Origin of the sequence: Methylobacterium guangdongense (assembly GCF_038442355.1) — a bacterium.
In the GTDB taxonomy this organism is placed as follows: domain Bacteria; phylum Pseudomonadota; class Alphaproteobacteria; order Rhizobiales; family Beijerinckiaceae; genus Methylobacterium; species Methylobacterium guangdongense.
In genome coordinates this window covers 22,741-48,268 of the sequence record NZ_JBBXMX010000009.1, presented here as the reverse complement: position 1 = coordinate 48,268, position 25,528 = coordinate 22,741, and the positions used below count along the sequence as shown (strand labels likewise).

Genomic DNA, 25,528 nt, shown 5'->3' with positions numbered 1-25,528 from the left:
CGCAGACGCCGCAAGCGGCCCGTACCCCGACCAAGGATCCCGATGACCCGCCTCGACGAGGCCCGCGCCGCACTGAAAAAGACATTCGGCTACGAGGATTTCCGGCCCGGGCAGGACGAGGTGATCGGCGCGGTGCTGGACGGCGCCGACGTGTTCGCCGTGATGCCCACGGGCTCGGGCAAGTCGATGACGTATCAGCTCCCTGCGCTCGTCGATCCGGGGCTGACCGTGGTGGTCTCGCCGCTGATCGCGCTGATGCACGATCAGGTGCAGCAGATGCGGAGCGTCGGCGTCGAGGCCGCGACCCTCAACTCGAGCGTGTCGGAATCCGACTCGCGCGAGACGTGGCGGATGCTGCGCTCCGGCGAGCTGCGGCTCCTGTTCGTCTCCCCCGAGCGCCTGCTGATGGAGGGCTGCATCGAAGCCCTGCGCGGCGCCGGCGTCCGGCGGCTGGCGGTGGACGAGGCCCATTGCGTCTCGCAATGGGGCCACGATTTCCGCCCCGAGTACCGGGAGATCGCCCGCGCCCGGACGACGCTGGGCAACGTCCAGACGCTCGCGCTCACCGCAACCGCCGACGCCGCGACCCGCGCCGAGATCGCCGAGCGCCTCTTCCCGCAGGGCCGGCCGCCGAAGATCTTCGTCCATTCCTTCGACCGGCCGAACATCCGGCTGACCTTCCAGCCCAAGGACAACCCGGCCCGGCAGATCGAGCGCTTCCTGAAGCACCGGCGGGCGGAGAGCGGGATCATCTACTGCTCGTCGCGCAAGCGCACCGAGCAGCTGGCGGAGACCCTCAAGAAGGACGGGTTCGACGCGCTGCCCTACCATGCCGGCCTGGACCAGGCGACGCGCATGCGGAACCAGGACCGGTTCCTGCAGGAGGACGGGGTGGTGATGACCGCCACGATCGCCTTCGGCATGGGCATCAACAAGCCGGACGTGCGCTTCGTCTGCCACGCCGACATGCCCAACAACGTCGAGGGCTACTATCAGGAGATCGGCCGCGCCGGCCGCGACGGGCTGCCGGCCGACACGCTGACCCTCTACGGCCTCGACGATATGGCTTTGCGCCGCCGCCAGATCGACGAGAAGGAGATCTCCGACGAGCGCCGCCGGGTCGAGCGCCGCAAGCTCGAGGCGATGATCACCCTGTGCGAGGGCGCCACCTGCCGGCGCCAGTCGCTGCTCGCGTATTTCGGCGAGATCAGCGAGCCCTGCGGCCGCTGCGACCTGTGCCGCGGCGGCGTCACCCTGGTGGACGGCACCGTCCCGGCCCAGAAGATCCTCTCGGCGATCGTGCGCACCGGGCAGCGCTTCGGCGCGGCCTATATCTGCGACCTCGTCCACGGCAAGGAAAGCGAGCCGATCCGGCGCAACGGCCACACGAGCCTCAAGACCTTCGGGGTCGGTGCCGACAAGCCGGTGGCGGCGTGGCGGGCGATCCTGCGCCAGCTCTTCGCCGCCGGGGCGATCGCCGAGAATGCCGACGGCTACGGCGGCCTGTCGATGACCCAGAAGGGCGAGGCGATCCTGTACGGGCGGGAGCCGGTCCAGCTCCGGCCCGACCCGGAGAAGGCGGAGCCCCGCGAGCGCCGCCGCGCCGCGCCCCGGGAGGACGGGGAGATCACCCTGTCGGAGACCGACGAGGCCCTGTTCCAGCACCTGCGCGGCCTGCGCGCGACCCTCGCCCGGGCCGAGGGGATCGCCGCCTTCATGGTGTTTCCCGACCGCACCCTGATCGAGATGGCCCGGCAGAAGCCCGTCGATCTCTGGGCCCTGCGCACGGTCCACGGGGTCGGCGAGCGCAAGCGCGAGGCCTACGGCGAGCGGTTCGTGGCGGCGATCGCGGAGTTCCTGGCGCATCCCACGGCCCCGTGAACCGGCGGGCCAGTTCGTGTAGGGAGGGCGCCCTCACCCGAATCGATCGGACCCGTCATTTCCGTTTCCGCACCCGCCGCCGAGACCCCGACCCAGGACCGTCCGGACGAGAGCGCACCCCGAACCGGCGCCGTCCGGTCGCGGCCCCTGACCTCACGCATCGTGTTCTATCTGCCGGGCTTCGATCCGCGGGAGCCCGAGGTCTACTGGGGCCTGTTCCGCCGCGAGGCGCGCCTCACCGCGTCCCGGCGCGGCGAGGCCATCGTGGTGGACGATCCGGTCCGCTCGGCCGATGGGCTCGAACTCGCCTGGACCGTGCGGTCGCGCGGCGTCGCCACGCGCTACGCCCTCCTGCGCTGGGAGGACATCGTCCGCGCGCGCTTCCCGCAATCCGGCTGGGCGCGCCTCCGGGGCGTACCGACCCTGCTCTGGCGGCTGTGGCGCTCCGGCTACGCGGCCGACCTGCGCCGGGAGGGCTGGCGCTTCTCCACGGTGATCTTCGGCGTCCACGTGATCTATCTCATGCTGATCGGCCTCAGCCTCGCCGTCGCGGGGAGCCTCGCCGCCCTGGCGCCGGCCGTGCTGCAGCCCTGGCCCTGGCTGGCGGTGCCGCCGCTCGCCTACGCGATCCTGGCCGGGCTGATGCGGGTGACCCGCGGCAAGCCCCTCTACGTCTCCCACCTCGTGGACGACACCGCCTTCACCCACGCCTACGCGGCCGGTCGGGCGCCCGAAGTCGCCACCCGTCTCGACGCCTTCGCGGACCGCATCCGCGCCGCCGCGGGCGAGGCCGACGAGGTGGTGGTGGTCGGGCATTCCTCGTCGAGCTTCCTCGGGATCGAGGTGCTGGACCGGGTGCTCAGCCAGGATCCCGGCTTCGGCACCCGCGGGACGCCGGTCACGTTCGTGAGCATCGGCAGCGTCATCCCCTGGCTCGGCCTGGACCGCGCCGCCAAAAGCTTCCGCGACGCGCTCCTGCGCTTCGGCCGGGCGCGACAGATCGGCTGGATCGACGTGCGCGCCCCGTGGGACTGGCTGTCGATCCACGGTCAGAACCCCCTGGCCGCCTGCGCGCTCACCCCGCCGGACCTCGAACGCCCGGCCGTGCTCGGGGTGATGATCAACGATCTGATCACGGGCTCCGATGTCCGCCGACGCCAGTGGAACCTGTTCCAGATGCATTTCCAGCTGCTCATGGCGAGCCAGAGCACGCAGGGCTTCGACTATCTCGACCTGATGACCGGGCCCGAACCGGTCCACGCCCTCGCATCCGCGGCCCGGAAGGGCGACGACGCCCTGGAGTCGGCCTGCCGGCCCGGCCGCTGACCGGCCAGATCGAGGCCCTGCCTCCGGTTGCGGGGCCGGGCGTCCTGCGTCGCAGCTGGGGAGCCCCCGCGCCGGAATACCGGCGGATGTTGCCAGGGCGGGCGCTTCCGCTCTAGAGCCGGGGCAACCTCGATCCCGGCCCGGTCCGGGCTCGCCGCGGCTCGCGTCCTCCGGGACGGGCCGCTTTTTGCCGAGACCGCCGCATGTTCCGCAACGACGTTCCGATCACCCCCGAGCTCGTGGCCCAGCATGGCCTGACACCGGACGAGTACGAACGCTTCCGCGGCCTGATCGGGCGCGACCCGACGCTGACCGAACTCGGCATCGTCTCGGCGATGTGGAACGAGCATTGTTCCTACAAGTCCTCCCGCAAGCACCTGCGCGGGCTGCCGACCTCGGCGCCGTGGGTGATCCAGGGGCCGGGCGAGAACGCGGGCGTCATCGACATCGGCGACGGCCACGCCTGCGTGTTCAAGATGGAGAGCCACAACCACCCGAGCTACATCGAGCCCTACCAGGGCGCGGCGACGGGGGTGGGCGGCATCCTGCGCGACGTCTTCACCATGGGCGCGCGGCCGATCGCGGCGCTCAACGCCCTGCGCTTCGGCTCCCCCGACCACCCGCGCACCCGCGCCCTCGTCTCGGGCGTGGTCGCGGGCGTCGGCGGCTACGGCAATTCCTTCGGCGTGCCGACCGTCGGGGGCCTGACCGGCTTCCACAAGCGCTACGACGGCAACATCCTGGTCAACGCCATGGCGGTCGGCCTCGCCCGCACCGACGGCATCTTCTACGCGGCCGCCGCCGGTATCGGGAACCCGATCGTCTATCTCGGCTCCAAGACCGGCCGCGACGGCATCCACGGCGCCACCATGGCGTCGGCCGAGTTCGACGAGGAATCCGAGTCGAAGCGCCCGACCGTGCAGGTCGGCGATCCCTTCGCCGAGAAGCTGCTGCTCGAAGCCTGCCTGGAGCTGATGGCCTCGGGCGCGGTGATCGCCATCCAGGACATGGGCGCGGCGGGGCTGACCTGCTCGGCGGTGGAGATGGGCGCCAAGGGCGACCTCGGCGTCGAGCTCGACATCGACAAGGTGCCGGCCCGCGAGGAGGGCATGACCCCCTACGAGATGATGCTCTCCGAGAGCCAGGAACGCATGCTCATGGTGCTCAAGCCCGGCATGGAGGCCGAGGCGGAAGCCATTTTCGTGAAGTGGGGCCTCGACTTCGCGGTGATCGGCCGGACCACCGACACGCTGCGCTTCGTCATCAAGTGGCACGGCGAGACCGTGGCCGACCTGCCGATCAAGGAGCTCGGCGACGAGGCCCCGCTCTACGACCGGCCGCATCTGGCCAACACCCACCAGCCGGTGATCGCGGCCGCCGAGGTGCCGGCCCCGGACTCGCTGACCGACGCGTTGAAGCGCCTCGTCGGCTCCCCGGACCTGTCGTCCAAGCGCTGGGTCTTCGAGCAGTACGACCACTTCATCCTCGGCAACATCGTCCAGAAGCCCGGCGGCGACGCCGCCATCGTGCGGGTCGAGGACGGGCCGAAGGGCCTCGCGCTCACCTGCGACGTGACCCCGCGCTACTGCGAGGCCGATCCGGTCGAGGGCGGCCGGCAGGCGGTCGCCGAGGCGTGGCGCAACATCACGGCGGTCGGCGCCAAGCCGCTCGCCATCACCGACAACCTGAACTTCGGCAACCCGGAAAAACCCGAGGTGATGGGCCAGCTCGTCGGCTGCCTCCAGGGGATCGGCGAGGCCTGCCGGGCGCTCGACTTCCCGGTCGTGTCGGGCAACGTCTCGCTCTACAACGAGACCAACGGCGTCGGCATCCTGCCGACCCCGACCATCGGCGGCGTCGGCGTGCTCGACGACGTGGCGCGCCACGCCACCATCGCCCTCAAGCGGGACGGCGACGTGCTGGTGCTGATCGGGGCGAGCGAGGGCTGGCTCGGCCAATCGTCCTACCTGTCGGTGATCGAGGGTCGGGAGGAGGGCGCGCCGCCGCCCGTGGACCTCGCCCTGGAGCGCCGCAACGGCGACTTCGTCCGGGGCCTGATCCAGGGCGGCACCGTCGACACGGTCCACGACCTCGCGGATGGCGGCCTCGCCGTCGCGCTCGCCGAGATGGCGATGGCGGGCCGGATCGGCGCGGCGCTCTCCGACGTGCCGGTGGATCTGCCGCCCCACGCCTACCTGTTCGGCGAGGATCAGGGCCGCTACCTGCTGGCCGTGCGGCCGGAGGCGGCCTCCGATCTCCTCTCGGCCGCGGCGGCCCAGGGCGTGGCGGCGGCGTCGATCGGCGTCACGGGCGCCGACCGTTTGACCCTGCCGGGCGGCGAGACCATATCGCTGGCCGACCTGACCGCCGCCCACGAGGGCTGGCTGCCCGCCTACATGGCGAGCCAGCCGGCCGCACCCGCCGCCTGAGCCCCCTGTGGCATCGGACCGGATCCGGTTCGATGCCACAGATCTTTATTTTCGCATCATCTTTTCCGAAAGCCGGCGACCACCTTTCGGGATGATGCTCGACCCCAGGAGTTTCCCGATGCCGATGGATGCGGGCGAGATTGAGCGCATGATCCGCGAGGCCCTGCCGGACGCGCAGGTGGAGATCCGCGACCTCGCGGGGGACGGCGACCACTACGCCGCCACCGTCCTGTCGGCGGCCTTCAAGGGCAAGACCCGGGTGGCGCAGCACCAGATGGTCTACGGCGCCCTCCAGGGCCGGATGGGCGGCGTGCTCCACGCCCTTGCGCTGACCACGGGCGTCCCGCAGGATTGAGCCTTCTGGCGGGAGCGCTCCCGATGGACCGACCGAGTCTCTACGACGACGACATCGTGACCTGGGCCGAGGAGCAGGCGGCAGCCCTGCGCGCGCTTGCTCAGAGGCCCGACTTGTCGAATGTGCTCGACTGGGAGAATGTGGTCGAGGAGGTCGAGAGCGTGGGACGGTCCGAGATCGGCGCGGTCCAGAGCGCGCTCTTGCAGATGCTGATCCACATCCTGAAGTATGTATCCGCGCCTCTCGCTCAATCCACAAAATCCTGGCGTAAGGAAGTCCTCTACTTTCAAACCTTGGCCGCGCGAGATTATCGTCGCTCGATGCGGCAGCGCATTGATTGGGATCGTCTCTGGGCGGACTCGATGAAGCTCGCGGCCGCGTCCCTCGCCATCTTCGGTGACAAGCTGGTCCGTGGGCTGCCAGAGGCACTGCCGTTCACGCCTGAGGAGCTCGTCGCGCCCGACTTCGATATGGATCGTGCGCTCGAGCGCTTGACGCTGGTATTGAAACGTTCTGGGGACAGTCACTAAGTCCGTCGAACAGCGGAAAGGTTTTTAGGAATGACCGACGCAAACACGACCATCCAGAACGAGATCGCCTCCCAGGACGTGGTGGTGTTCATGAAGGGCACGCCGCAGATGCCGCAATGCGGCTTCTCGGGGCAGGTGGTGCAGATCCTCAATTACCTCGGCGTGCCGTTCAAGGGCGTGAACGTCCTGGCCGATCAGGGCATCCGCGAGGGCATCAAGGCCTTCTCGAACTGGCCGACCATCCCGCAGATCTACGTGAAGGGCGAGTTCGTCGGCGGCTGCGACATCACCCGCGAGATGTTCCAGTCGGGCGAGCTGCAGACCTTCCTGTCCGAGAAGGGCATCCCGGTGAAGACCGCCGCCGCCTGATTTTACTGGGACTTGGGACGTTGGATGAGGGCGCCTGACGGCGCCCTTTTTCGTGGGCGCAAGGCCTGGATCAGCGCGGCTCCCGCGCGACGAACAGCGCGACGCAGCCGACGACCGTGATCTCCACGGACCGGAAGCGACGGTTCAGCGCCGCGTGCAGGTCCGGCAGGGTGTCGGCTTCGTTCGAGAACACCCCCTTCCGGTTATAGACCCGCATCAGCGCCCGTGCCGCCGCCGTGGTCGGGACGCCCCCCGACAGGATCGTGGCGCCGAACACCACGCCGTCGTCGGCCAGGCACGGCCGCAAAGTGTCGAAGGCCGTGGCCTTCGCGGCGATGTCGCCCGGCAGGCAGTGGAGCAGGTAGGTCATCCCGATCGAGTCGAACGGCGCAAGGCCGGTGACCGGGTCAGCGAGCACATCGACCCGGTAGGTCTCGGGCCGGTAGCGCGCGATCCGGTCGGCCGCGAAGACGAGACTGTCGGTGTTGAGGTCCATCAGGCCGATGCGCGGCGCTGGGGTGGGGAAGCGGCATCGGTCGAGGTACCAGCCGGTCCCGACCCCGACATCGCAATGTGCCACGCCGGCGTGCCGGTCGTAGAGATCCAGGATCCGCGCCGTCGGGCAGCGCCAGATCAACGGGTTCAACAGGCGCAGCACGACGAGGTCGTAGATCTGTAGGGTGCGCGGGTTGTAGATCGCCTGCCCGGCCTGCGTGTCGGTCGCCATGGCTCTCCGTGGGGTCAGCTGTCGCCGGCGCGCATTCGCATTCGCCGCCGGAATCGCCTATATCAAACGCTTTCCAATCGTATGGATCGTTTGAACGCCATGGCGACGCCGTCGCTCGACAGCGCCCGCGCGGCCGATGCCGCGATCGAGAAGGCGCCCGATTTCCTCCCCGAGGCGCTGCCCGGGCGTCGCCCGTCGCTGGTCGGTCTGACCCGCGAGGGCCTCAAGGCGCAGCTCATCGGCATGGGCGTGCCCGAGCGCGAGAGCCGGATGCGCGCCGGCCAGGTCTGGCACTGGGTCAATTTCCGCGGCGCGTCCGACTTCGCCGAGATGACCAATGTCGGCAAGGCGCTGAAGGCGCAGCTCGCCGAGCACTTCACCCTGGAGCGCCCCGAAGTGGCGAGCCGGCAGGTCTCCCGCGACGGCACCCGCAAGTGGCTGCTGCGCATGGCGCCGACCAACCGGCAGGAGCATAATCGCGGCGCCGAGATCGAGTGCGTCTACATCCCGGGCCCGGATCGGGGCACGCTCTGCGTATCCTCCCAGGTCGGCTGCACGCTGACCTGCTCGTTCTGCCACACCGGCACGCAGCGCCTCGTGCGCAACCTCTCGTCGGCCGAGATCGTGCAGCAGCTCGTCACCGCCCGGGACGAGCTCGGCGACTGGCCCGGCCAGATGCCGAGCCGCGACGCCGGCGGCTCCGGCGAGGTCGGCCGGCTCGTCACCAACGTCGTGTTCATGGGCATGGGCGAGCCCCTCTACAACCTCGACGCCGTGGTGGACGCGGTCGGGGTGATGTCCGACCAGGAGGGCCTCGGCCTGTCCCGGCGGCGGATCACGGTCTCGACCTCGGGGGTGGTGCCGCAGATCCCGCGGCTCGGCGAGCAGGCGAACGCGATGCTGGCGATCTCGCTGCACGCCGTGCGCGACGACCTGCGCAACGAGCTGGTGCCGCTCAACCGGAAATACCCGATCGCCGAGCTGCTCGCGGCGTGCCGGGCCTATCCGGGCCTGAGCAACGCCCGCCGGATCACCTTCGAGTACGTGATGCTCAAGGGCGTCAACGATTCGGACGCGGATGCGCGGGAGCTGGTCCGCCTGCTCAAGGGCATTCCGGCCAAGATCAACCTGATCCCGTTCAACCCCTGGCCGGGCAGCCGCTACGAATGCTCGGACTGGGACCGGATCGAGCGCTTCTCCGAGATCGTGTTCAACGCCGGCTACGCCTCGCCGGTGCGCACGCCCCGCGGCCGGGACATCCTGGCGGCCTGCGGCCAGCTCAAGAGCGAGACCGAGAAGCTGCGCGCCCGCGCCCGGCTGATGCAGGAGGAGGGCATCGGCGTGGAGAGCTTCTACGCCGGCGCCGACGATTGAAGCGGCCCTGAGCCTCAGCCGCCGTGGAACTCGGCGATGTGCTGGGCCACGATCGCGTCGAAGGAAGCGTCCGCCCGGAAGCCCAGGGCCAGAGCCGCCTCCGGCTCGAACGCCTCCGGCCAGGAGCCGACGATCCGCGCGATGGTTGCGTCGGGCTCGCGCCGGATCAGCGCCACGGCCTTGTCGCCCGCCGCCCGGCGCAGGGCCTCGATCTCCTCCGCCACCGTCGCCGAGACACCCGGCATGGTCAGGCTGATCCGCGGGCCGATCGCCGCGAGGTCGAGCCCGGCCGCATGGATCAGGAAGCCCACCGCCGCGGCGGGGCTGGCGAACCAGTGCCGCACCGTATCGGGCACCGGCAGGATCGCCGCCTGGCCGGCCAGCGGCTCACGGATGATCCCGGAGAAGAAGCCCGAGGCCGCCTTGTTGGGCTTGCCCGGCCGCACGCAGATGGTCGGCAGCCGCAGGCCGATCCCGTCGAGGAAGCCGCGGCGCGCGTAGTCGGCGAGCATCAGCTCACCCATCGCCTTCTGCACGCCGTACGAGGAGGCCGGGCGCAGGATGAAGTCGTCCGGGATCACCTTGGGGAAGGGGGGGCCGAACACCGCGAGCGAGGAGGTGAAGACGAGCTTCGGCCGGTAGCCGTCCGCCGCGTTGGCCACGCGGATCGCGTCGAGGAGCAGGCGGGTGCCGTCCAGATTGACCCGGTAGCCGAGCTCCAGATTGGCCTCGGCCTCGCCCGAGACCACGGCCGCGAGGTGGAAGATCACCCCCGGCCGCTCGGCGATGGCGGCCTCGGCGGCGCCGGGCGCCGTGAGGTCGGCGGCCTCGGCCCGGACCGGGCCGGAGAAGCCCTCCGGCGCTGACGGCGGCACCACGTCGAGCAGGGTGAGGGCGGTGAGCGGCTCCCCGCCGACCCGGCCCTCCGTCACCAGGGCATCCACGAGGCGGCGGCCGATCATGCCGGCGGCGCCGAGAATCAGGGCGTGCATGAAATCCTCCCGAGAAACGTCATGGGATCCCAAAGGACGTGTCCTTTGGCGGGTGCAGGGCAGAGCCCTGCTGTATGGATCCTGGCCCCCCTCACGGGGGGCCAGGATCCATAGGTCGGGGTTTCACCCCGACACCCCACCAAAGGGACGGGGTCCCTTTGGAATCCCCCTTACTGCATCATGTCGAGGGCGCGGCCGAAGAAATCGGCGCCGCCGAAATTGCCGGATTTCAGGGCGAGCAGCATCGGCTCGGGACGGCCCGCCGTGCGCAGGACGGGCACGCCCGCCGCGATCTCGGGGCCGAGCAGGAAGGCGGTCAAGCCCAGACGGTCGACCACCGCACCGGAGGTCTCGCCGCCCGCCACCACCAGCCGGCGCACCCCGCGGGCGACGAGGCCCTCGGCGATCGCCGCCAGCGCCGCCTCGATGGCGTGGCCAGCCGCGTCGACCCCGTGCTGCGCCTGCAGCGCGCGCACCGCCTCAGGGGCCGCCGACGTGGCGATCAGCACCGGGCCGGCGGCGAGGCGTTCCTCGGCGAAGGCCAGGGCCTCGGCGACCACGTCAGCGCCCGCGAGCAGCCGCGCCGGATCGAGGCGCAGCACCGGCATGATCTTTTCCGCGGCGTCGACCTGCTGAAGCGTCGCCTGCGAGCAGCTGCCGGCGAGGCAGGCCGAGGTTCCCCCCACCGGCTCGCCGACGGCGGCGCCGGCGGCGTCTCGCGTGCCGCGCCCATCGGCCGCCAGCGCGCGGGCGAGGCCGAGCCCGAGGCCGGAGGCACCCACCGAGAACCTTTTGGCGACGATCGCCCGGCCGAGGACTTCCAGGTCGCTGTCGAAGATCGCATCCGCGATGGCGGCGCCCTTGCCCGCCTCGGCGAGCGCATCGAGACGGGCCGCAACGGCCTCGGCGCCCTTGGCGACCGTGGCGGTGTCGATCAGGCCGACCGGGCTCGCGCTCTGGCGGGCGAGCACGCGCACGAGGTTGGCGTCGCGCATCGGGTTGAGCGGGTGATCCTTGAGCGGGCTCTCGTTCAGCGGCACCGATCCGACGAACAGGTTGCCCTGGTAGACGCTGCGCCCCGTCTCGGGGAAGGCCGGCGTGACGAGGGCGATGGCCTCGCCGGCATCCGACCGCAGGGCATCCATCACGGGACCGATATTGCCGGCATCCGTCGAGTCGAAGGTCGAGCAGACCTTGAACATCACGTGGGCCGCGCCCCGCGCCCGCAGCCAGGCCTCCGCCTCGCGGGAGCGCGCCACGGCCTGATCGGCCGGGATCGAGCGGCTCTTGAGCGCCACCACCACCGCGTCGGCCTCCGGCAGGGCGCGGCCCGCCTCAGGCACGCCGATGGTCTGGATCGTGCGCAGGCCCGCCTTGGTCAAGGTGTTGGCGAGGTCCGAGGCCCCCGTGTAGTCGTCGGCGACGCATCCCAGGGCGAGGCTCATCGGGCGTTCCCTCTGTAGGCGGCGAGCCAGCCGAGGCCCGCGACGGTGTCGGCGGCCGGGATGTACTCGCAGCCGACGAAGCCGCGGTAGCCGAGCCGGTCCAGCTCGTCGAAGAGGAAAACGTCGTTCATCTCGCCGGTGCCGGGCTCGTGCCGCTCGGGCACGCTCGCGGTCTGGACGTGGCCGATGAGCGGCATCAGCGCGCGCAGCCGCATGGTCACGTCGCCGTGCAGGATCTGGCAATGGTACAGGTCGAACTGAAGCTTCAGGTTCGGCAGGGCCAGGTCGCGGATCAGGTCAGCGGCGCGGCCGAAGTCGTTGAGGAAATAGCCCGGCATGTTCCGGCCGTTGATCGGTTCCAGGACGAGATCGAGGCCGGCCGGGGCCAGCCGCTCCGCCGTCCACGTGACCGCCCGGCGGTAGGCATCGATGGCGCGCGGGTCGTCCCAGGGGGCGAGGCCCGCCATCAGGTGGAGGCGGCCGACGCCGGTCGCCGCGGCGTAGCGGAGCGCCGTCTCGACGCCCGCCTTCAGCTCATCGAACCGCTCAGGAAACGCCGCCAAGCCGCGCTCGCCCTTCGCGAAATCGCCCGGCGGCAGGTTGAACAGCGCCTGCGTCAGGCCGTGGGCCCGAAGCCGCTCGCCGATCGCTTCCGCCGGGTGCTCGTAGGGGAACAGGAACTCGACGGCATCGAAGCCGGCTCGGGCCGCAGCTTCGAACCGGTCGAGGAACGGCACCTCGTTGAACATCAGGCTCAGGTTGGCGGCAAAGCGCGGCATTCTTCTGGGACTCCCGGTCCGAACCTTCAAACGCGGCGATCCGCTCAGCGGACCATCATCCAATCGACCCACCTCATCCTGAGGTGCCGCAGCGGAGCGGAGTCCTCGAAGGAGCCCTTCATCCAGCCGCGCGATCCCTGGAACCCTCCTTCGAGGCCCGCTGGCGCGGGCACCTCAGGACGAGGCCGAGGGTGGGAACGGCGGTGATCACCTCGTCCCCGGCAGCGTCGCCCCCGAGACCTGCGCGTAGAGCCGCGCCACGGAGGCATCGTCGTCCCGGCCCATGCCGGCGCCCGACGCCATCAGGAACATCTGCAGCGCCGCCGCCGCCACCGGGACCGGATACGTCTCGGCCCGGGCCATATCCTGCACGATGCCGAGATCCTTGACGAAGATGTCGACCGCGCTCTTCGGGCTGTAATCGGCGTCGAGGATGTGCGGCACCCGGTTCTCGAACATCCACGAATTGCCGGCCGACTTGGTGATCACCTCGTAGACGCGCCGCAAGTCGAGGCCCTGCTTGGCCGCAAACGCCATCGCCTCGCTGGCGGCGGCGATGTGGACGCCGGCGAGCAGCTGGTTGATCATCTTGAAGGCCGCGCCCTGGCCGGCCGCATCGCCGAGCTCGTAGAGCGTGCCCGCCATGGCATCGAGGGCGGGCCGCGCCCTGGCGAAGGCCGCGGCCGAGCCCGAGGCCAGGAAGGTGAGCCCGCCATCGGCCGCGCGGGCGGCGCCGCCGCTCATCGGGGCGTCGAGATAGTGGCGGCCCGTGGCCTCCAGCCGCGCCGCGAGGGCGCGGGCGATGGCCGGGTCCATGGTGGCGGAGGAGACGAACACCGCGCCCTCCGGCATCGCGGCGGCGGCGCCGGTCTCGCCGAACAGCACCGCCTCGGTCTGGGCGGCGTTGACCACCACGCTCACCACCACGTCGGCATCCCGCGCCGCCTCGGCGGGGTTCGCGGCGGCGCGCCCCCCAGCGGCTGCGAAGCGCGCCACCGCCTCCGGATTCACGTCGCAGGCGGCGACGGAAAACCCCGCCCGCAGGAGCGAGCCGGCCATGCCGGAGCCCATGGAGCCCAGGCCGATCACCGCGGCGCGGTTGGTTGGATTGGTCATCGGGGGCGGATCCTGCGTGAAGGGGAGGGTGCCTTGGCGTCGCCGCTTGAAGCGCGGGTCCCCTCTCCCGTGCGGGAGAGGGACAGGGTGAGGGTCGAGAACTGTCCGGAGAGGTCGCATCCCTCACCCCAACCCTCTCCCGCACGGGAGAGGGGGCAGGTCGCGCCTGGATCGAGTGTCAGCGGTTGACCATCCGGGCCGGTGTCACGAACACGCAGACCGCGCCGACCACCAGCATGGCGGCGAGCGCGTAGAGGCCGGCGGCGGTGCTGCCGGTGGCGTCGCGCAAAGCCCCGATCACGTAGGGGCTGACGAAACCCGCCAGATTCCCCACCGAGTTGATCAGCGCGATCCCGGCCGCCGCGCCCGCGCCGCTCAGGAACGCCGTCGGCAGCGACCAGAACAGGGGCGAGCAGGTCAGCACGCCGGCCGCCGCCACCGAGAGCGCCGCGATGGCCAGCGTGGTCGAGCCGGCATTGGCCGAGACCACGAAACCGACAGCGCCGATCAGCGCCGGGATGATCAGGTGCCAGCGGCGCTCGCGCATCCGGTCGGCGGAGAGGCCGAGCAGGACCATCACCACCGCCGCGCAGAGGAACGGGATCGCGCTGATCAGGCCGATGTTGAAGTTGCCCTGCACGCCCGACGCCTTGACGATCGTCGGCATCCAGAAGGTCAGGCCGTACTGGCCGGTCACGAAGGCGAAGTAGATCAGGCTCATGAACCACACGCGGCCGTTGCGGAACACGGTGGCGATGGAGTGCGGGCTCGATTCCTTGCCCTGGTTGTCGGCCGCGATGTCGCGCTCGAGGAGCTGCTTCTCGGAGTCGGACAGCCACTTGGCCTCGGCCGGGCGGTTATCGAGGTAGAGGAACACCGCGATGCCGACCAGCACCGCCGGCACCGCCTCGATCAGGAACATCCACTGCCAGCCCGACAGGCCGTGAGTGCCGTTAAACGCGTCCATGATCCAGCCCGACAGCGGGTTGCCGAAGATGCCGGAGATCGGGATCGCCGCCATGAACACCGCGATCACCTTGGCGCGGCGGTGGGCCGGGAACCACGAGGTCGTGTAGAGGATCACGCCCGGGTAGAAGCCGGCCTCGGCGAGGCCGAGCAGGAAGCGCATCCCGTAGAAACTCCACTCGGAGTTCACGAACAGGAAGGCGCCGGAGATGATCCCCCAGGTGATCATGATGCGGGCGATCCAGACCCGGGCGCCGACCCGGTGCAGGATCACGTTCGAGGGCACCTCGAACAGGAAATAGCCCAGGAAGAAGATCCCGGCGCCGAGGCCGTAGACCGTCTCGGAGAACTTCAGCTCCTGCGCCATCTGGAGCTTGGCGAAGCCGACATTCACCCGGTCGAGATACGCCACGACGTAGCAGAGCATCAGGAACGGCACGAGGCGCCAGAACACCTTCGCGTAGGTGCGGTCGGCGAAGGACTTTTCATCCGCGGCTGCGGTGGCGCCCCCGAGCGGGGCGGCTTGGACCGGCATGGACGTTCTCCCGAGCCCGCACCCTTCCAGTACGGACGAATAGTGATCTTCACCGCTCGTAAGGCGGCGCTGGCCGGTGCCATATCGCCTTTTGGCAGCGCTGCCAATCCGGTTGTGCGAGATAATGCAGGCCGCTATGTCAGGTGACGCGACGCGCCCCCTCTCCCGTGCGGGACAGGGCTGGGGTGAGGGGCGTGCCCTTTCCGGAGAGTTCTCGTCCCTCACCCTGTCCCTCTCCCGCACGGGAGAGGGGACTCGCGCTCAACTGGATCGATCCGGCTTGTGGGCGCTGTCATCTCAAAAAAACCGCGCCGGGAGAGCGGGGCCATGGACGACATCCAGCCGCCGGGGCGGCTCGCCACCCTCACCGACGTCGCCCGTGAGGCCGGGGTCGGCGAGAGCACGGTCTCGCGGGTGCTGCGCAACCACGGCTCCTATTCCAAGCGGGCCGGCGAACGCGTGGCGGAGGCCGTCGCCCGCCTCGGCTACGTGCCGAACCGCCTCGCCGGCAGCCTTGCGGGGCAGGGGGCGAGCGCACGGCTCGTCGGAGTCGTAATCCCGTCGCTCGCCAACGTGGTCTTCCCCGACCTCTTGCGCGGTCTGACATCGGCGCTGGATGCCGAGGGCATCCCCTGCGTGATCGGGGTCAGCGATTACGATCCCGACCGGGAGGAGGCCCTGGTTGCCGCGCTCCTCTCCTGGCGTCCGGCGGCGCTGCTGCTGACCGGGCTGGAGCACAATCCCGGCACCGTGGCCCTGGCGAAGGCCGGGGGCGTGCGCGTGGTCGAGATGATCGACACGGACGGCGAAGGGATCGACGCCGTGGTCGGCTTCTCCAACCAAGCCGTGGGCGCGGCGAGCGCCCGGCACCTCGTCGCGCGGGGCTACCGCCGGATCGGCTATCTCGGCCACGATCTCGCGGTCGATCTGCGGGCGGGCAAGCGGCTCGCCGGGTTCGAGGTAGCCCTGAGCGAAGCGGGGCTCGCGCTCCAAGCCAAGGAAATCCGGCCGGGGCCGTCCTCGCCGGCCTCGGGCCGGGCGGGGCTGGAGGCGCTGCTGGCGCGTCATCCGGACCTCGATGCGGTCTACTTCTCCAACGACGACATGGCGCTCGGCGGCTACTTCGCGTGTCTGGCGGCGGGGCTGGCGGTGCCGGGGCGGCTCGCGCTGTTCGGCTTCAACGGGCTCGACTTCGCCGCCGCGATGCCCCAGCCCCTGTCGACGGTGCGCACGCCGCGCCTGGAAATCGGCCGGCAGGCCGCCGCCTGCCTGGCGGGCGAAGGCCCGAAAACAATCGATCTCGGATTCAAGCTGATCGAGGGAGCGACCGCATGAGCGACGAGAGCCGGCTGCGTGAGGAGATCTGCCGCTATGGCCGCTCGCTGTTCGAGCGCGGCCTGACGCCGGGCTCCTCCGGCAACATCTCCCTGCGCCTGCCCGATGGCGGCTGGCTGGTGACGCCGACCAACGCGTCGCTCGGCTTCCTCGACCCGGCGCGGATCGCGCGGCTGGACGATGCGGGGCGCCTCGTCTCGGGGGACAAGCCCACCAAGGAAATCCCGCTGCACAGCGCGCTCTACGAGAGCCGGAGCGAGGCGAAGGCGATCGTCCACCTGCACTCGACGCACGCGGTGGCGGTCTCGATGCTGCCGGAGATCGACCCGCGTCAGGTGCTGCCGCCGCTGACGCCCTATTACCTGATGCGCACCGGCGGGACGGCGCTGGTGCCCTATTACCGCCCGGGCGACCCGGCCGTGGCGGACGCGATCCGGGGCCTGGCGGGTAAGTACAGCTCGGTCCTGCTCGCCAATCACGGCCCGGTGGTGGCGGGCGACAGCCTGGAGGGCGCGGTCTTCGCCACCGAGGAGCTGGAGGAGACCGCCAAGCTTTACTTGTTACTCCGCAACCTCAACCCGCGGCAGCTGAGCCCGGGGCAGGTGGCCGATCTGGTGCGCCATTTCGGGCTGACCCTGCCGGAGCCGGAGGATCATGCCGGGCACGATCACGGGTGAGGCGCACTTTCATTCCCACCTGTGCGGAGGTGCGAATTTCTGGACCAATACCAGCCATCCGGTCACAGGACAGGGCGCGGGTCCCCTCTCCCGTGCGGGAGAGGGACAGGGTGAGGGATCAGGTCTATCTGGAAGAGGCGCAACCTGAGCATGCGGCGATGGCCTGCTTGCTCCTGAAGCTTCTCGTCCCTCACCCCAACCCTCTCCCGCACGGGAGAGGGGGCAAGTGGTGCCCCGTCAGCAAGGTTGGCGTCCTTCGCAGACCTGTGAACAACGCACCCTACCGGGGAAGCGGCGCGCCTCACCCCTCGATCTTCGAGAAATCCGCCACCTCCCGCGTCGCCGCGCGGAGCGCGTTGAGCAGAGCCAAGCGGTTCTCGCGCAGCTTCGGATCGGGGGCGTTGACGGTCACGTCCTGGAAGAACGCGTCCACCGGCGCGCGCAGCGTCGAGAGCGCCTGCATGGCGCCTGAAAAATCCTCGCGGGCGACGGCGGCCGAGGCGGTCTCCCGCGCCTTGGCCAGGGCCTCGGCGAGCGCCCGCTCGGCCGGCTCGCCCGCGGCCGCGAGGGCAGCGTCGGGCGCGGCGTCGTAGGCGCGACCGTCCTTCTTCTCCTCGATCCGCAGGATGTTGGCCGCGCGCTTGTAGCCGGCGAGCAGGTTCTTTCCGTCCTCGGTATCGAGGAATTGCCCGAGGGCTTCGACCCGGCGGACCACCATCAGCAGATCGTCCTGGCCGGGCAGGGCGAAGACGGCGTCGATCAGGTCGTGGCGGGCGCCCTGATCGCGAAGGTAGACCTTCAAGCGGTCGGCAAAGAAGCCGAGGAGGTCCTGCGCATCCACGCCAGCCCGCCCGGCGAGGCCGCGATCCGCTGCGCCGACCTGCTCCAGCAGGCGCAGGCGCGGCCCGCGGTCGAGGATCAGCCGGATCACGCCCAGAGCCGCCCGGCGCAGGGCGAATGGATCCTTGCTCCCCGTGGGCTTTTCGTCGATGGCCCAGAATCCCGCCAGCGTGTCGAGCTTGTCGGCGAGCGCCACGGCGATGGAGACCGGATCGGTCGGCACCCGGTCGGAGGGCCCGACCGGCTTGTAGTGCTCCTCGAGGGCGGCACAGACGCTCGGATGCTCGCCCTGGAGCGCCGCATATTTGCGCCCCATCAACCCCTGCAACTCCGGGAACTCGCCGACCATCTCGGTGACGAGATCGGCCTTGGCGAGGCGCGCCGCACGCTCGGCGAGTGCCGGGTCGGCCCCCACCAGCGGCGCGAGGTCCTTCGCCAGCGCGACGATGCGGGCGATCCGCTCGCCCTGTGTGCCGAGCTTCTCGTGGAACACGATGCTGTCGAGCTTCGGCAGCCGGTCTTCCAGCCGGATCGCCTTGTCGGTCTCCCAGAAGAATTTCGCGTCCGAGAGCCGCGCCCGCACCACCCGCTCGTTGCCGGCGGTGATCGCCTGCCCGCCGTCACTGGCCACGAGGTTCGAGACCAGGATGAAGGCCGGGGCCAGATCCTCCGAGCCGCTCTTCCGCAGCACGAAACACTTCTGGTTCGCCCGGATGGTCGCCCGGATCGCCTCGGCGGGGATGTCGAGGAAGGCGTCGTCGAACGAGCCCATCAGCACCACGGGCCATTCCACGAGGCCCGACACCTCCTCCAGCAGCCCCTCGTCCTCCACGAGGTCGAGGCCGCGGGCGAAGGCGAGATCACGGGCGTCGTGCAGGATCACGTCCTTGCGCCGCTCGGGGTCGAGGATGACCTTCGCCCGCTCCAGCGCCTGGATGTAATCGTCGAACCGGCGCACCTCGATCGCATCGGGCGCCAGGAAGCGGTGACCGTAGGTCGTGGTCCCGGCCGCGATCCCGCCGACCGCGAACGGCACCACCTCCGGCGTCTCGGTCTCCGGCCCGAAGGTCGCGACGATCGATTGCAGCGGGCGCACCCAGCGCAGAGAGCCCGGCTCGGCCGAGGCGGCGCCCCAGCGCATGGATTTCGGCCAGGGGAAGCTCTTGATGATCTCCGGCAGGAGCTCGGCCAGCACGTCCAGCGTCTCGCGGCCGGGGCGCTCGATCACCGCGAGGTAGAATTCGCCCTTCTTGGGATCGGTGACGGTCGTGGCCTGATCGAGGCTGGTGAGCCCCGCGCCCTTCAGGAACCCCTGGACGGCCGCCTCGGGGGCGCCGACCCGCGGGCCCCGGCGTTCTTCCCGAACCGCCTCGCCCCGGGCGGGCAGGCCGGCGATGTGCAGCGCCAGCCGGCGCGGCGTCGAGAACGCCTTGGCGCCCTCGTACAGGAAGCCCCGCGCCACCAGGGCGTCGGTGACGAGCTTCTTCAGATCCTCCGCGGCGCGCCGCTGCATGCGGGCGGGGATCTCTTCCGAGCGGAGTTCGAGCATGAGGTCGGGCATGGCGCGGCCATATCGCCGCGCCGCACACCTGTCGAGGGCCGGGGATCCGCCTCAGTGTGCCTCGCCCTTGAGGATGGTCGAGAGCTGCCACTTCCGGTCGCCGATCGCGTGGGCGTCCGACACCTTCCAGCCGCCATCCTCGCGCACGAGGTCGTAGACGATCGCCTTCGAGCCGTCGCCGCCCTTGCGCTCCACCGTGACCTTCGCCTGGTCCTTGCCCTCGGTGGCCTCCTTGAAGGACAGGTTCTTCACGGTATCGGGCTTCATCGGCTCGCCGTTGAGGCGGTAGTCGAAATCGAGGTTGCCGGTGGCGCCGTTGGCCTGCTTGGCGTCGGCGTCGAACAGGCCCTGCAGGCGCTTCGAATACACGGCGGAGTGATTCGGGTGCGGCTCGGCGTAGAGCTTCTTCACGACCGCCTCCGGGCCGGGATCGGCCGCCAGCGCGGGGGCGAGGCCGAAGCCGAGGAGGCTGAGGGCGAGGAGCGTCTTCTTCATCGGTCTGTTCCCGCGTCTGCGGACGCGCCGGAGCGCGCCGGTTGGCGGGGGTTGCAACGCGCGAGGGGGCCAGGGGCTCCGCCGGGTGAGCCCTTGCGCGATCAGGCGTAGGGTGCACATGATGCGGCATGTCGTTCGACACGCTGTATCAGTCGCGTGCACCGGTCACGCAGCCGCAGGCCCTCGCCGAGTTGAGCGTAGTCGCATTGCTGCGCGACGTGGTGACCGATGACGGGGTGACGGTTCCCGCAGGAACCGAAGGCACCATTGTCGGCGTCTGGGGTAGCGGCGAGGCCTACGAGGTCGAGTTCGATGAGCCGGTCGTCGGCAACGCCACGGTTCGAGCGGACGCCCTGCGAGCGGTCTGAGGCAAGTGGCTGACGATCACGGCGACTGGACTCCCGATCTGACGATCGCTGAATCCAAGATCCACGGCTACCTGCTCAATCTCGATCACCGGAAAGGACGTCACAAAGCCCGCGTCCTGTTGGCCTGCGGCTTCACGCAAGCCGGCGGCACATTGCTCATCTCGGCCCTGTTCCGCCATGCGCGCCCGAGCCAGCTGGTGCGAGAGGTCGACGACGTTTACGGCCGCAAACACATCTACGAAGGCCCTCTCGAGACCCCCGACGGCAGCAACCCGCCGTTCCGATCCGTGTGGCAGTCCAAGCCCGACGACCCGCGCCGATTCCTCTGCACGGCCTACCCGCTATAGGCTGCCCGCGCCTCACGCCCCTCCGGCCGCCGTCTTCAGCCATGCAGCCCCACAGGCCTTGGCCAGCTCGCGCACCCGCAGAATGTAGCTCTGGCGTTCGGTCACCGAGATCACGCCGCGCGCGTCGAGCAGGTTGAAGACGTGGCTCGCCTTGATGCACTGGTCGTAGGCCGGCTGCGCCATCCGGTGGCGCTCGCCCTCCGAACTCGGCGCGCCCGCATCGAGATAGGTCCGGCAGGCGGCCTCCGCGTCGGTGAACTGGCGGAACAGCATGGCAGTGTCGGCCGCCTCGAAGTTGTGGCGGGAATATTCCTGCTCGGCCTGCAGGAACACGTCCCCATAGGTGATCCGGTCCGGCCCCTCGGCGCCGTTGAAGTCGAGATCGTAGACGTTCTCGACGCCCTGGACGTACATGGCGAGCCGCTCCAGCCCGTAGGTCAGCTCGCCCGCCACCGGCGCGCATTCGAAGCCCGCGACCTGCTGGAAATAGGTGAACTGGCTGACCTCCATCCCGTCGCACCAGCATTCCCAGCCGAGCCCCCAGGCGCCGAGCGTCGGGCTCTCCCAGTCGTCCTCGACGAAGCGGATGTCGTGGAGCGTGAGATCGACCCCGATCGCCTTCAGCGAGGCGAGATAGAGTTCCTGGAGGTTGGGCGGGTTCGGCTTCAGGATCACCTGGAACTGGTAATAGTGCTGGAGCCGGTTGGGGTTCTCGCCGTAGCGGCCGTCCTTGGGCCGGCGCGAGGGCTGGACGTAGGCGGCCTTCCAGGGCTTCGGGCCGAGCGCCCGCAGGGTCGTGGCCGGATGGAACGTGCCGGCGCCGACCTCCATGTCGTAGGGCTGGAGGATCACGCAGCCCTGCGCCGCCCAGAATTCCTGAAGCGTCAGGATCAGACCCTGGAAGGATTTCTTTTGCGACATGGGGGCGAAGGCTCGGGCTGGTGCGGCGGGTCGGGCCGCCGGCGGGCCGGTTTAGGTGCGGGCAGGCGGAGGTGCAAGGTGATCCGCGCCAGGCGGCCCAGCTTGCGCGGCTGGAGCGGATGGTGATCGGATGCCGCCGGAGACCACCCGGAGGACATCATGAACGCTGACACGGAAGCCCTCGCGATCCGCCCGATCGGCCCCGGCGACCGGGCGGCGTGGCTGCCGCTCTGGCGCGGCTATCAGGCCTTCTACAGGGTCGACCTGTCGGAGGCGGTCACCGACACCACCTGGGCACGCCTCAACGATCCGGCCGAGCCGGTCGACGGCGCCCTGGCCTGGCGCGGCGCCGAGGCGGTCGGCCTCGTCCACCACATCCGCCACCGCTCGGCCTGGACGATCGGCGACTATTGCTACCTGCAGGACCTGTTTGTGGCGGACGGGACCCGCGGCCTCGGGATCGGCCGGCGGCTGATCGAGCACGTCTACGAAGCCGCGAAGGCCGCCGGATGCGCGCGGGTCCACTGGCTGACGCACGAGACCAACACGGACGCGATGCAGCTCTACGATCGGATCGCGGAGAAATCCGGCTTCGTGCAATACCGCAAGCTGTTCTGACATCTGCACCGACGTGCGCGGCGACACCCAAGCGTGGCGGTTTTTGGGCAATAACCCGGAACCGCCGAGCTGACGGCCAAGTTATCAGCGCAACAGGGGATCTCGGCACCTCGACGCTGCCGAATCAATACGTCGGACGACCAGCCATGCGCAATGCTCGCACAGTTAACACTTTCGGCCGCAAGAACATCGCCATCCTCGCCGCGCTCGCGGTGTCGTCGCTTGTTGCCACCCCGTTCGTGATGAGCGCCAGCCGTGCGCTCGCGACCCCGGAAGACCAGCCGATCGCCGCGACCCTGCGGGTCGAGCCGGTGGACATCGCCCCCGTCGCCACGGCGCCGAAGGCCGAGGCGGGCTGCACCCGCAAGGTGCGCGTGGTCTACAGCGGCTACGGCCAGCCGGCGGATGGCTGCGCGGCCCACTGAACGTCCGCGCCCCGGCTCAGCCGTGAGCCGGCGCGGCGCCCGCCAAGCGCTTGAGGTGGAGTTCCTCCAGGTCGATCTCCGCCTCCAGCTGACGCAGGACCGAGCTGTGGATACGGTTCTCCCGGTGCAGGCCGATCAACGCCGACCGGCCTGAGCGCACCGCGAGCAGCGCGGCGGCGAAATGCTCGGTCTTCTCGGCCTCCAGCGCCTTCCGCTCGTCGCGGTCCCGGGAGGTCGCCCGGACCCGGCGGCGATACTCCTCCACGAGGCGCGGGTGCTGCAGCGTCCCGGTCTCGGGAAACACCAGCCCCTCCAGGGCTGCGAGCCCGGCCTCGTTGACCACCACCCGGGCCATGGGCGCGTCGAGATGGCCATCGGGCAGATGCGCCGTGGGATCGAGGCGCAGCCGGCGGATCAGCGAGCCCAGCGTGGTCCCCTGGACCAGCACGGTGAACAGGATCACCACGAAGGCCGCCAGCAGGATCGCGTCGCGGCCCGGGAACTCCACCGGCAGCGCCAGGGCGGCCGCGAGGGTCACCACACCGCGCATCCCGGCCCAGCCGATGATCAGCGGCACGGCGGGATTGGGTGGCGGTTCCTCGGCGCGCACCCGGGCCGACAGGCTCCGCCGCAGGTAGACGGCGGGGAACACCCAGAGCAGGCGGGCGAGCACGCAGGCCGCCGTCACGGCGAGTGCCAGGGGCAGCCCCGCCGCGAGCGAGCCGAACTCACCGCCGGTCCGGGCCAGCACGCCGCGCAGCGCCAGCCCGATCAGCACGAAGACCAGCGCCTCCAGCACGAAGACCACGAATTCCCACACCGCAACGGCGTGACGCCGCGCCTGGGCGTCGAAAGTCTCGTGCTCCCGCCCGCCCAGCATCAGGCCGCAGGCCACCACGGCGAGCACCCCGGAGGCGTGGACCTCCTCGGCCGCGAGGTAGGCCGCGTAGGCGGCGAGGAAGCTCAGCACCGTGATGGCGTTGGCGTCGTGCAACCGCTGCACCAGGGCGTTCACCGCCAGCCCGCAGGCAAGCCCCACCGCGACGCCCGCCACCGCGAGCCACGCGAAGCTGCCGGCCGCCGCCCAGGCGCTGAAGCTGCCGGTGAGCGCCGCCGCCACGGCGAACCGGTAGAGCACGAGGCCGGACGCGTCGTTCACGAGGCTCTCGCCCTCCAGCACCGTGATCATCCGGCGGGGCAGGGCGACGCGGGCGAGCACCGCCTTGGCGGCGACCGCGTCCGGCGGCGACACGATGGCGCCGAGCGCGAAGCAGGCCGCCCAGGGCAGCCCCGGCACCACCGCGTGGGCGACGAGGCCGACCACGAGCGTCGTGAACACCACGGCCCCGAGCGACAGGGACAGGATCGGGCCGAGGCTCGCCCGGAAGTCGCGCCAGACGGTGAAGTAGGCGGATTCGAGCAGGAGCGGCGGCAGGAACAGGACCATGATCAGGTCCGGATCGAGATCGAAGGCCGGCAGGCCCGGGGCCACGGCCAGCGCCATGCCGCCGAGCACGAGGGCAGCGGCCGGCGGGAAACCGAGCCGACCGGCCACCAGCGACAGCAGCAGGGCCGCACCGAGGAGGCCGAGGATCAGCTCGAACAGGGCGACGGAGGTCATCGATGATGCGAGCTCGGCGCTGGATCCAAGGGAAGCGCAGCCGTTCTAGGCAGATTTCAATCGTCGGTGGAATACTACCGCAGACGCACCAGCCCGAACCCCATCGTCCATCGCCAGCCGTCACTGTGAGATGAACCACCGGCCCCAGCGTCCAGACGCGGCGCAGATGTCCATCGCGCAGTGGCGCGTCAGTCGTTCAGGCGATCTTCGGGAGCCGCGGGAAGGCCGTTCGGCCGGCTCATGAAGCGATCGAAGGCCCCCAAGTCCGCACGCCGACCACGTTCAGCAAGGAGAGCAGCCGATTTCATCGCCGAAAGCTTCTCGGCCACCGCAGACGCGACGAATGCGTCGAGTGTCGTTCCGCCTTCTCGGGCTATCCGTTCGGCCGCATCCGTCAGCGCATGCGGCAGATGCACCGTAACATCGCCATCCATAACTTATCAGCCCCTTCTGAGGACATCGCCCGGACCGACGACTTCTATGCCGAACGCAGCCGGGACACGACCGAAATCCACTCTGTTGAACGTCACGATCGCATCGGCTCGACCGTTCACCGCCGCCTCCAGAACCATCTCATCCGCCGGATCCCGCAACCGCGGGCGCCAAAGATAATGGATCGCGACCGGTTCGGCGAACAGGGCAAGGACGTCCAGGACGTTGGTGACATCCGAAGCCGCTATGTGCGCCGCCTGCAGGTGCTCCGGCCGTAGGGCGACTGCCTCGTATTCGAGAAGCAGCGGAACGCTCAGGAGTATCCGGTTCTCACCAGCCCTGATTCGGCGCACCAGGGCGGCCGAACCGCCCGTCGGGCTTCGCAGCGCCGCCACGATGATGTTGGTGTCGAGAACCAAGCGCATGGGGCCCGTCGCGTCGGCGCGAATCGGGCCGCCGGCCGTATTCTACAGCGCGCCTTCCCGCACCGCGCCCGGATCGGCCAGCGCGTGGAGGATGCGCGCGGCGCTGTGGGCGAAACGGAGCGTCACGGCCTTGCGGCGGGCGCCGCTCAGCGGATGCTCCGGGGGCTCGCGTAGGATCCCGGCCCCGTAGGCGTCGGCGACGATCAGGCCGCATTCCTCCGGGATCAGCGATTCCGGCACGTCCTCGGGGATCGCGAAGAAGAACCGATCACAGAAATCCCGGTAATCCGGCCATTTCCGGTCGGCGCGGAAATCGGCCACGCTCGACTTGATCTCCACGATGGTGAGCTTGCCCGCTCCGCAGAGCGCGATCACGTCGGCCCGGCGGCCGTTCACGAGGGAGAATTCCGGCAGCGTCACGCAGCCCATCTCGGAGAAGAGCCGGCGCACGCCCCGCTGGATCCGCAGGGCCGTGGGCGATTGCCGCCGGTCGGGCGGCAGGAGCGCGTCGACGACCGCGGGGGCGGTGTCGGAAAAGCCGGGGGAAGCGGACATCAATCGCGGGGGATGCACCTGTATCGAATCGGTACATCCTGCCGATCCGGAGGCCATCCGTCACCTGCGACCCGGGACCACCCC

The 25,528-nt window shown here is 70.2% G+C and carries 26 protein-coding genes; 13 read left to right on the top strand and 13 right to left on the bottom strand.

Annotated features, from left to right (window positions below):
- Positions 1–42 precede the first annotated feature (42 nt).
- From recQ to grxD, 6 genes are all read left to right on the top strand, one after another.
- Entirely contained in the window at positions 43–1,881 is a 1,839-nt protein-coding gene (gene recQ, locus AAHG09_RS17870) for a DNA helicase RecQ (protein WP_342108802.1), read from the top strand.
- 162 nt (positions 1,882–2,043) lie between these two features.
- Complete coding sequence (locus AAHG09_RS17865) at positions 2,044–3,207, top strand: hydrolase (protein ID WP_342108801.1); 1,164 nt, start codon at positions 2,044–2,046, stop codon at positions 3,205–3,207.
- Positions 3,208–3,410: 203 nt separating this feature from the next.
- Positions 3,411–5,636: a phosphoribosylformylglycinamidine synthase subunit PurL gene (gene purL, locus AAHG09_RS17860; RefSeq protein ID WP_342108800.1), complete on the top strand. Its 2,226-nt coding sequence runs from the start codon at positions 3,411–3,413 to the stop codon at positions 5,634–5,636.
- A gap of 118 nt (positions 5,637–5,754) precedes the next feature.
- A complete protein-coding gene (locus tag AAHG09_RS17855) occupies positions 5,755–5,991 on the top strand; it encodes a BolA family protein (RefSeq protein ID WP_007568343.1) in 237 nt (78 codons plus the stop codon).
- A 23-nt stretch (positions 5,992–6,014) separates the two neighbouring features.
- Entirely contained in the window at positions 6,015–6,521 is a 507-nt protein-coding gene (locus tag AAHG09_RS17850; protein WP_342108799.1) for a DUF29 family protein, read from the top strand.
- Between the two features lie 30 nt (positions 6,522–6,551).
- Positions 6,552–6,890 (top strand): Grx4 family monothiol glutaredoxin, encoded by a 339-nt coding sequence (gene grxD, locus AAHG09_RS17845; RefSeq protein WP_243996921.1) that lies wholly within the window; start codon positions 6,552–6,554, stop codon positions 6,888–6,890.
- Between the two features lie 70 nt (positions 6,891–6,960).
- Here grxD and AAHG09_RS17840 read toward each other — a convergent pair whose 3' ends face one another.
- A complete protein-coding gene (locus AAHG09_RS17840) occupies positions 6,961–7,617 on the bottom strand; it encodes a class I SAM-dependent methyltransferase (RefSeq protein ID WP_342108798.1) in 657 nt (218 codons plus the stop codon).
- 99 nt (positions 7,618–7,716) lie between these two features.
- Between AAHG09_RS17840 and rlmN the strand changes: the two genes are divergently transcribed.
- Positions 7,717–8,991, top strand: a complete 1,275-nt coding sequence (gene rlmN, locus AAHG09_RS17835; RefSeq protein WP_342108797.1) for a dual-specificity RNA methyltransferase RlmN — start codon at positions 7,717–7,719, stop codon at positions 8,989–8,991.
- 14 nt (positions 8,992–9,005) lie between these two features.
- Here rlmN and denD read toward each other — a convergent pair whose 3' ends face one another.
- From denD to AAHG09_RS17810, 5 genes are all read right to left on the bottom strand, one after another.
- Positions 9,006–9,983, bottom strand: coding sequence for a D-erythronate dehydrogenase (gene denD / locus AAHG09_RS17830; RefSeq protein ID WP_342108796.1), 978 nt, complete (start codon positions 9,981–9,983; stop codon positions 9,006–9,008).
- Between the two features lie 170 nt (positions 9,984–10,153).
- Positions 10,154–11,428, bottom strand: a complete 1,275-nt coding sequence (gene otnK, locus AAHG09_RS17825; protein WP_342108795.1) for a 3-oxo-tetronate kinase — start codon at positions 11,426–11,428, stop codon at positions 10,154–10,156.
- Positions 11,425–12,207 carry a 2-oxo-tetronate isomerase gene (gene otnI, locus AAHG09_RS17820; protein WP_342108794.1) on the bottom strand — a complete coding sequence of 261 codons (783 nt, stop codon included), beginning with the start codon at positions 12,205–12,207 and terminating at the stop codon, positions 11,425–11,427. The genes otnK and otnI overlap by 4 nt, the downstream gene beginning before the upstream one ends.
- Positions 12,208–12,414: 207 nt before the next feature.
- Positions 12,415–13,323: an L-threonate dehydrogenase gene (gene ltnD, locus AAHG09_RS17815; protein WP_342108793.1), complete on the bottom strand. Its 909-nt coding sequence runs from the start codon at positions 13,321–13,323 to the stop codon at positions 12,415–12,417.
- 178 nt (positions 13,324–13,501) lie between these two features.
- Positions 13,502–14,824 (bottom strand): MFS transporter, encoded by a 1,323-nt coding sequence (locus AAHG09_RS17810; RefSeq protein ID WP_342108792.1) that lies wholly within the window; start codon positions 14,822–14,824, stop codon positions 13,502–13,504.
- A 327-nt stretch (positions 14,825–15,151) separates the two neighbouring features.
- Between AAHG09_RS17810 and AAHG09_RS17805 the strand changes: the two genes are divergently transcribed.
- Positions 15,152–16,159 carry a LacI family DNA-binding transcriptional regulator gene (locus AAHG09_RS17805; protein WP_342108791.1) on the top strand — a complete coding sequence of 336 codons (1,008 nt, stop codon included), beginning with the start codon at positions 15,152–15,154 and terminating at the stop codon, positions 16,157–16,159.
- On the top strand, positions 16,156–16,836 hold the full coding sequence (gene otnC, locus AAHG09_RS17800) for a 3-oxo-tetronate 4-phosphate decarboxylase (protein ID WP_342108790.1): 681 nt from the start codon (positions 16,156–16,158) through the stop codon (positions 16,834–16,836). The genes AAHG09_RS17805 and otnC overlap by 4 nt, the downstream gene beginning before the upstream one ends.
- Before the next feature lie 301 nt (positions 16,837–17,137).
- Here otnC and glyS read toward each other — a convergent pair whose 3' ends face one another.
- Together glyS and AAHG09_RS17790 are read right to left on the bottom strand one after the other, a co-directional pair.
- Positions 17,138–19,237 (bottom strand): glycine--tRNA ligase subunit beta, encoded by a 2,100-nt coding sequence (gene glyS, locus AAHG09_RS17795; RefSeq protein WP_342108789.1) that lies wholly within the window; start codon positions 19,235–19,237, stop codon positions 17,138–17,140.
- 51 nt (positions 19,238–19,288) lie between these two features.
- On the bottom strand, positions 19,289–19,732 hold the full coding sequence (locus tag AAHG09_RS17790) for a DUF3828 domain-containing protein (protein ID WP_342108788.1): 444 nt from the start codon (positions 19,730–19,732) through the stop codon (positions 19,289–19,291).
- A gap of 128 nt (positions 19,733–19,860) precedes the next feature.
- On the opposite strand from AAHG09_RS17790, the gene AAHG09_RS17785 reads away from it, so the two are divergent.
- Together AAHG09_RS17785 and AAHG09_RS17780 are read left to right on the top strand one after the other, a co-directional pair.
- Positions 19,861–20,100 carry a DUF4926 domain-containing protein gene (locus AAHG09_RS17785; RefSeq protein ID WP_342108787.1) on the top strand — a complete coding sequence of 80 codons (240 nt, stop codon included), beginning with the start codon at positions 19,861–19,863 and terminating at the stop codon, positions 20,098–20,100.
- Between the two features lie 5 nt (positions 20,101–20,105).
- Positions 20,106–20,447, top strand: a complete 342-nt coding sequence (locus tag AAHG09_RS17780) for a DUF6883 domain-containing protein (RefSeq protein ID WP_342108786.1) — start codon at positions 20,106–20,108, stop codon at positions 20,445–20,447.
- Between the two features lie 12 nt (positions 20,448–20,459).
- On the opposite strand, the gene AAHG09_RS17775 is transcribed toward AAHG09_RS17780, so the two are convergent.
- Positions 20,460–21,368 carry a glycine--tRNA ligase subunit alpha gene (locus tag AAHG09_RS17775; RefSeq protein ID WP_342108785.1) on the bottom strand — a complete coding sequence of 303 codons (909 nt, stop codon included), beginning with the start codon at positions 21,366–21,368 and terminating at the stop codon, positions 20,460–20,462.
- A 159-nt stretch (positions 21,369–21,527) separates the two neighbouring features.
- On the opposite strand from AAHG09_RS17775, the gene AAHG09_RS17770 reads away from it, so the two are divergent.
- Complete coding sequence (locus AAHG09_RS17770) at positions 21,528–21,986, top strand: GNAT family N-acetyltransferase (RefSeq protein WP_342108784.1); 459 nt, start codon at positions 21,528–21,530, stop codon at positions 21,984–21,986.
- Positions 21,987–22,132: 146 nt separating this feature from the next.
- Positions 22,133–22,411 (top strand): hypothetical protein, encoded by a 279-nt coding sequence (locus AAHG09_RS17765; RefSeq protein WP_342108783.1) that lies wholly within the window; start codon positions 22,133–22,135, stop codon positions 22,409–22,411.
- Between the two features lie 16 nt (positions 22,412–22,427).
- Here the strand turns inward: AAHG09_RS17765 and AAHG09_RS17760 are convergent, their stop codons facing one another.
- The 4 genes from AAHG09_RS17760 to AAHG09_RS17745 all read right to left on the bottom strand — a co-directional run bounded on the left by AAHG09_RS17760 (position 22,428) and on the right by AAHG09_RS17745 (position 25,444).
- The gene (locus AAHG09_RS17760; RefSeq protein WP_342108782.1) at positions 22,428–24,032 is read right to left on the bottom strand and encodes a Na+/H+ antiporter; all 1,605 of its coding nucleotides are present in this window, start codon (positions 24,030–24,032) and stop codon (positions 22,428–22,430) included.
- A gap of 188 nt (positions 24,033–24,220) precedes the next feature.
- A complete protein-coding gene (locus tag AAHG09_RS17755) occupies positions 24,221–24,466 on the bottom strand; it encodes a toxin-antitoxin system HicB family antitoxin (protein ID WP_342108781.1) in 246 nt (81 codons plus the stop codon).
- Between the two features lie 6 nt (positions 24,467–24,472).
- On the bottom strand, positions 24,473–24,889 hold the full coding sequence (locus AAHG09_RS17750) for a putative toxin-antitoxin system toxin component, PIN family (RefSeq protein ID WP_342108780.1): 417 nt from the start codon (positions 24,887–24,889) through the stop codon (positions 24,473–24,475).
- 42 nt (positions 24,890–24,931) lie between these two features.
- A complete protein-coding gene (locus tag AAHG09_RS17745; RefSeq protein ID WP_342108779.1) occupies positions 24,932–25,444 on the bottom strand; it encodes an MmcB family DNA repair protein in 513 nt (170 codons plus the stop codon).
- Positions 25,445–25,528 lie beyond the last annotated feature (84 nt).

What these genes read in the sequence shown, in the direction of transcription:
- otnI (WP_342108794.1), bottom strand. Translation starts at nt 12,207, where the DNA reads ATGCCGCGCTTTGCCGCCAACCTGAGCCTGATGTTCAACGAGGTGCCG.
- AAHG09_RS17770 (WP_342108784.1), top strand. Translation starts at nt 21,528, where the DNA reads ATGAACGCTGACACGGAAGCCCTCGCGATCCGCCCGATCGGCCCCGGC.
- denD (WP_342108796.1), bottom strand. Translation starts at nt 9,983, where the DNA reads ATGCACGCCCTGATTCTCGGCGCCGCCGGCATGATCGGCCGCCGCCTC.
- ltnD (WP_342108793.1), bottom strand. Translation starts at nt 13,323, where the DNA reads ATGACCAATCCAACCAACCGCGCCGCGGTGATCGGCCTGGGCTCCATG.
- glyS (WP_342108789.1), bottom strand. Translation starts at nt 19,237, where the DNA reads ATGCCCGACCTCATGCTCGAACTCCGCTCGGAAGAGATCCCCGCCCGC.
- otnK (WP_342108795.1), bottom strand. Translation starts at nt 11,428, where the DNA reads ATGAGCCTCGCCCTGGGATGCGTCGCCGACGACTACACGGGGGCCTCG.
- AAHG09_RS17765 (WP_342108783.1), top strand. Translation starts at nt 22,133, where the DNA reads ATGCGCAATGCTCGCACAGTTAACACTTTCGGCCGCAAGAACATCGCC.
- AAHG09_RS17840 (WP_342108798.1), bottom strand. Translation starts at nt 7,617, where the DNA reads ATGGCGACCGACACGCAGGCCGGGCAGGCGATCTACAACCCGCGCACC.
- otnC (WP_342108790.1), top strand. Translation starts at nt 16,156, where the DNA reads ATGAGCGACGAGAGCCGGCTGCGTGAGGAGATCTGCCGCTATGGCCGC.
- purL (WP_342108800.1), top strand. Translation starts at nt 3,411, where the DNA reads ATGTTCCGCAACGACGTTCCGATCACCCCCGAGCTCGTGGCCCAGCAT.
- AAHG09_RS17755 (WP_342108781.1), bottom strand. Translation starts at nt 24,466, where the DNA reads ATGGATGGCGATGTTACGGTGCATCTGCCGCATGCGCTGACGGATGCG.
- AAHG09_RS17745 (WP_342108779.1), bottom strand. Translation starts at nt 25,444, where the DNA reads ATGTCCGCTTCCCCCGGCTTTTCCGACACCGCCCCCGCGGTCGTCGAC.
- AAHG09_RS17775 (WP_342108785.1), bottom strand. Translation starts at nt 21,368, where the DNA reads ATGTCGCAAAAGAAATCCTTCCAGGGTCTGATCCTGACGCTTCAGGAA.
- AAHG09_RS17785 (WP_342108787.1), top strand. Translation starts at nt 19,861, where the DNA reads ATGTCGTTCGACACGCTGTATCAGTCGCGTGCACCGGTCACGCAGCCG.
- AAHG09_RS17760 (WP_342108782.1), bottom strand. Translation starts at nt 24,032, where the DNA reads ATGACCTCCGTCGCCCTGTTCGAGCTGATCCTCGGCCTCCTCGGTGCG.
- AAHG09_RS17855 (WP_007568343.1), top strand. Translation starts at nt 5,755, where the DNA reads ATGCCGATGGATGCGGGCGAGATTGAGCGCATGATCCGCGAGGCCCTG.
- AAHG09_RS17810 (WP_342108792.1), bottom strand. Translation starts at nt 14,824, where the DNA reads ATGCCGGTCCAAGCCGCCCCGCTCGGGGGCGCCACCGCAGCCGCGGAT.
- recQ (WP_342108802.1), top strand. Translation starts at nt 43, where the DNA reads ATGACCCGCCTCGACGAGGCCCGCGCCGCACTGAAAAAGACATTCGGC.
- AAHG09_RS17850 (WP_342108799.1), top strand. Translation starts at nt 6,015, where the DNA reads ATGGACCGACCGAGTCTCTACGACGACGACATCGTGACCTGGGCCGAG.
- AAHG09_RS17750 (WP_342108780.1), bottom strand. Translation starts at nt 24,889, where the DNA reads ATGCGCTTGGTTCTCGACACCAACATCATCGTGGCGGCGCTGCGAAGC.
- rlmN (WP_342108797.1), top strand. Translation starts at nt 7,717, where the DNA reads ATGGCGACGCCGTCGCTCGACAGCGCCCGCGCGGCCGATGCCGCGATC.
- grxD (WP_243996921.1), top strand. Translation starts at nt 6,552, where the DNA reads ATGACCGACGCAAACACGACCATCCAGAACGAGATCGCCTCCCAGGAC.
- AAHG09_RS17790 (WP_342108788.1), bottom strand. Translation starts at nt 19,732, where the DNA reads ATGAAGAAGACGCTCCTCGCCCTCAGCCTCCTCGGCTTCGGCCTCGCC.
- AAHG09_RS17805 (WP_342108791.1), top strand. Translation starts at nt 15,152, where the DNA reads ATGGACGACATCCAGCCGCCGGGGCGGCTCGCCACCCTCACCGACGTC.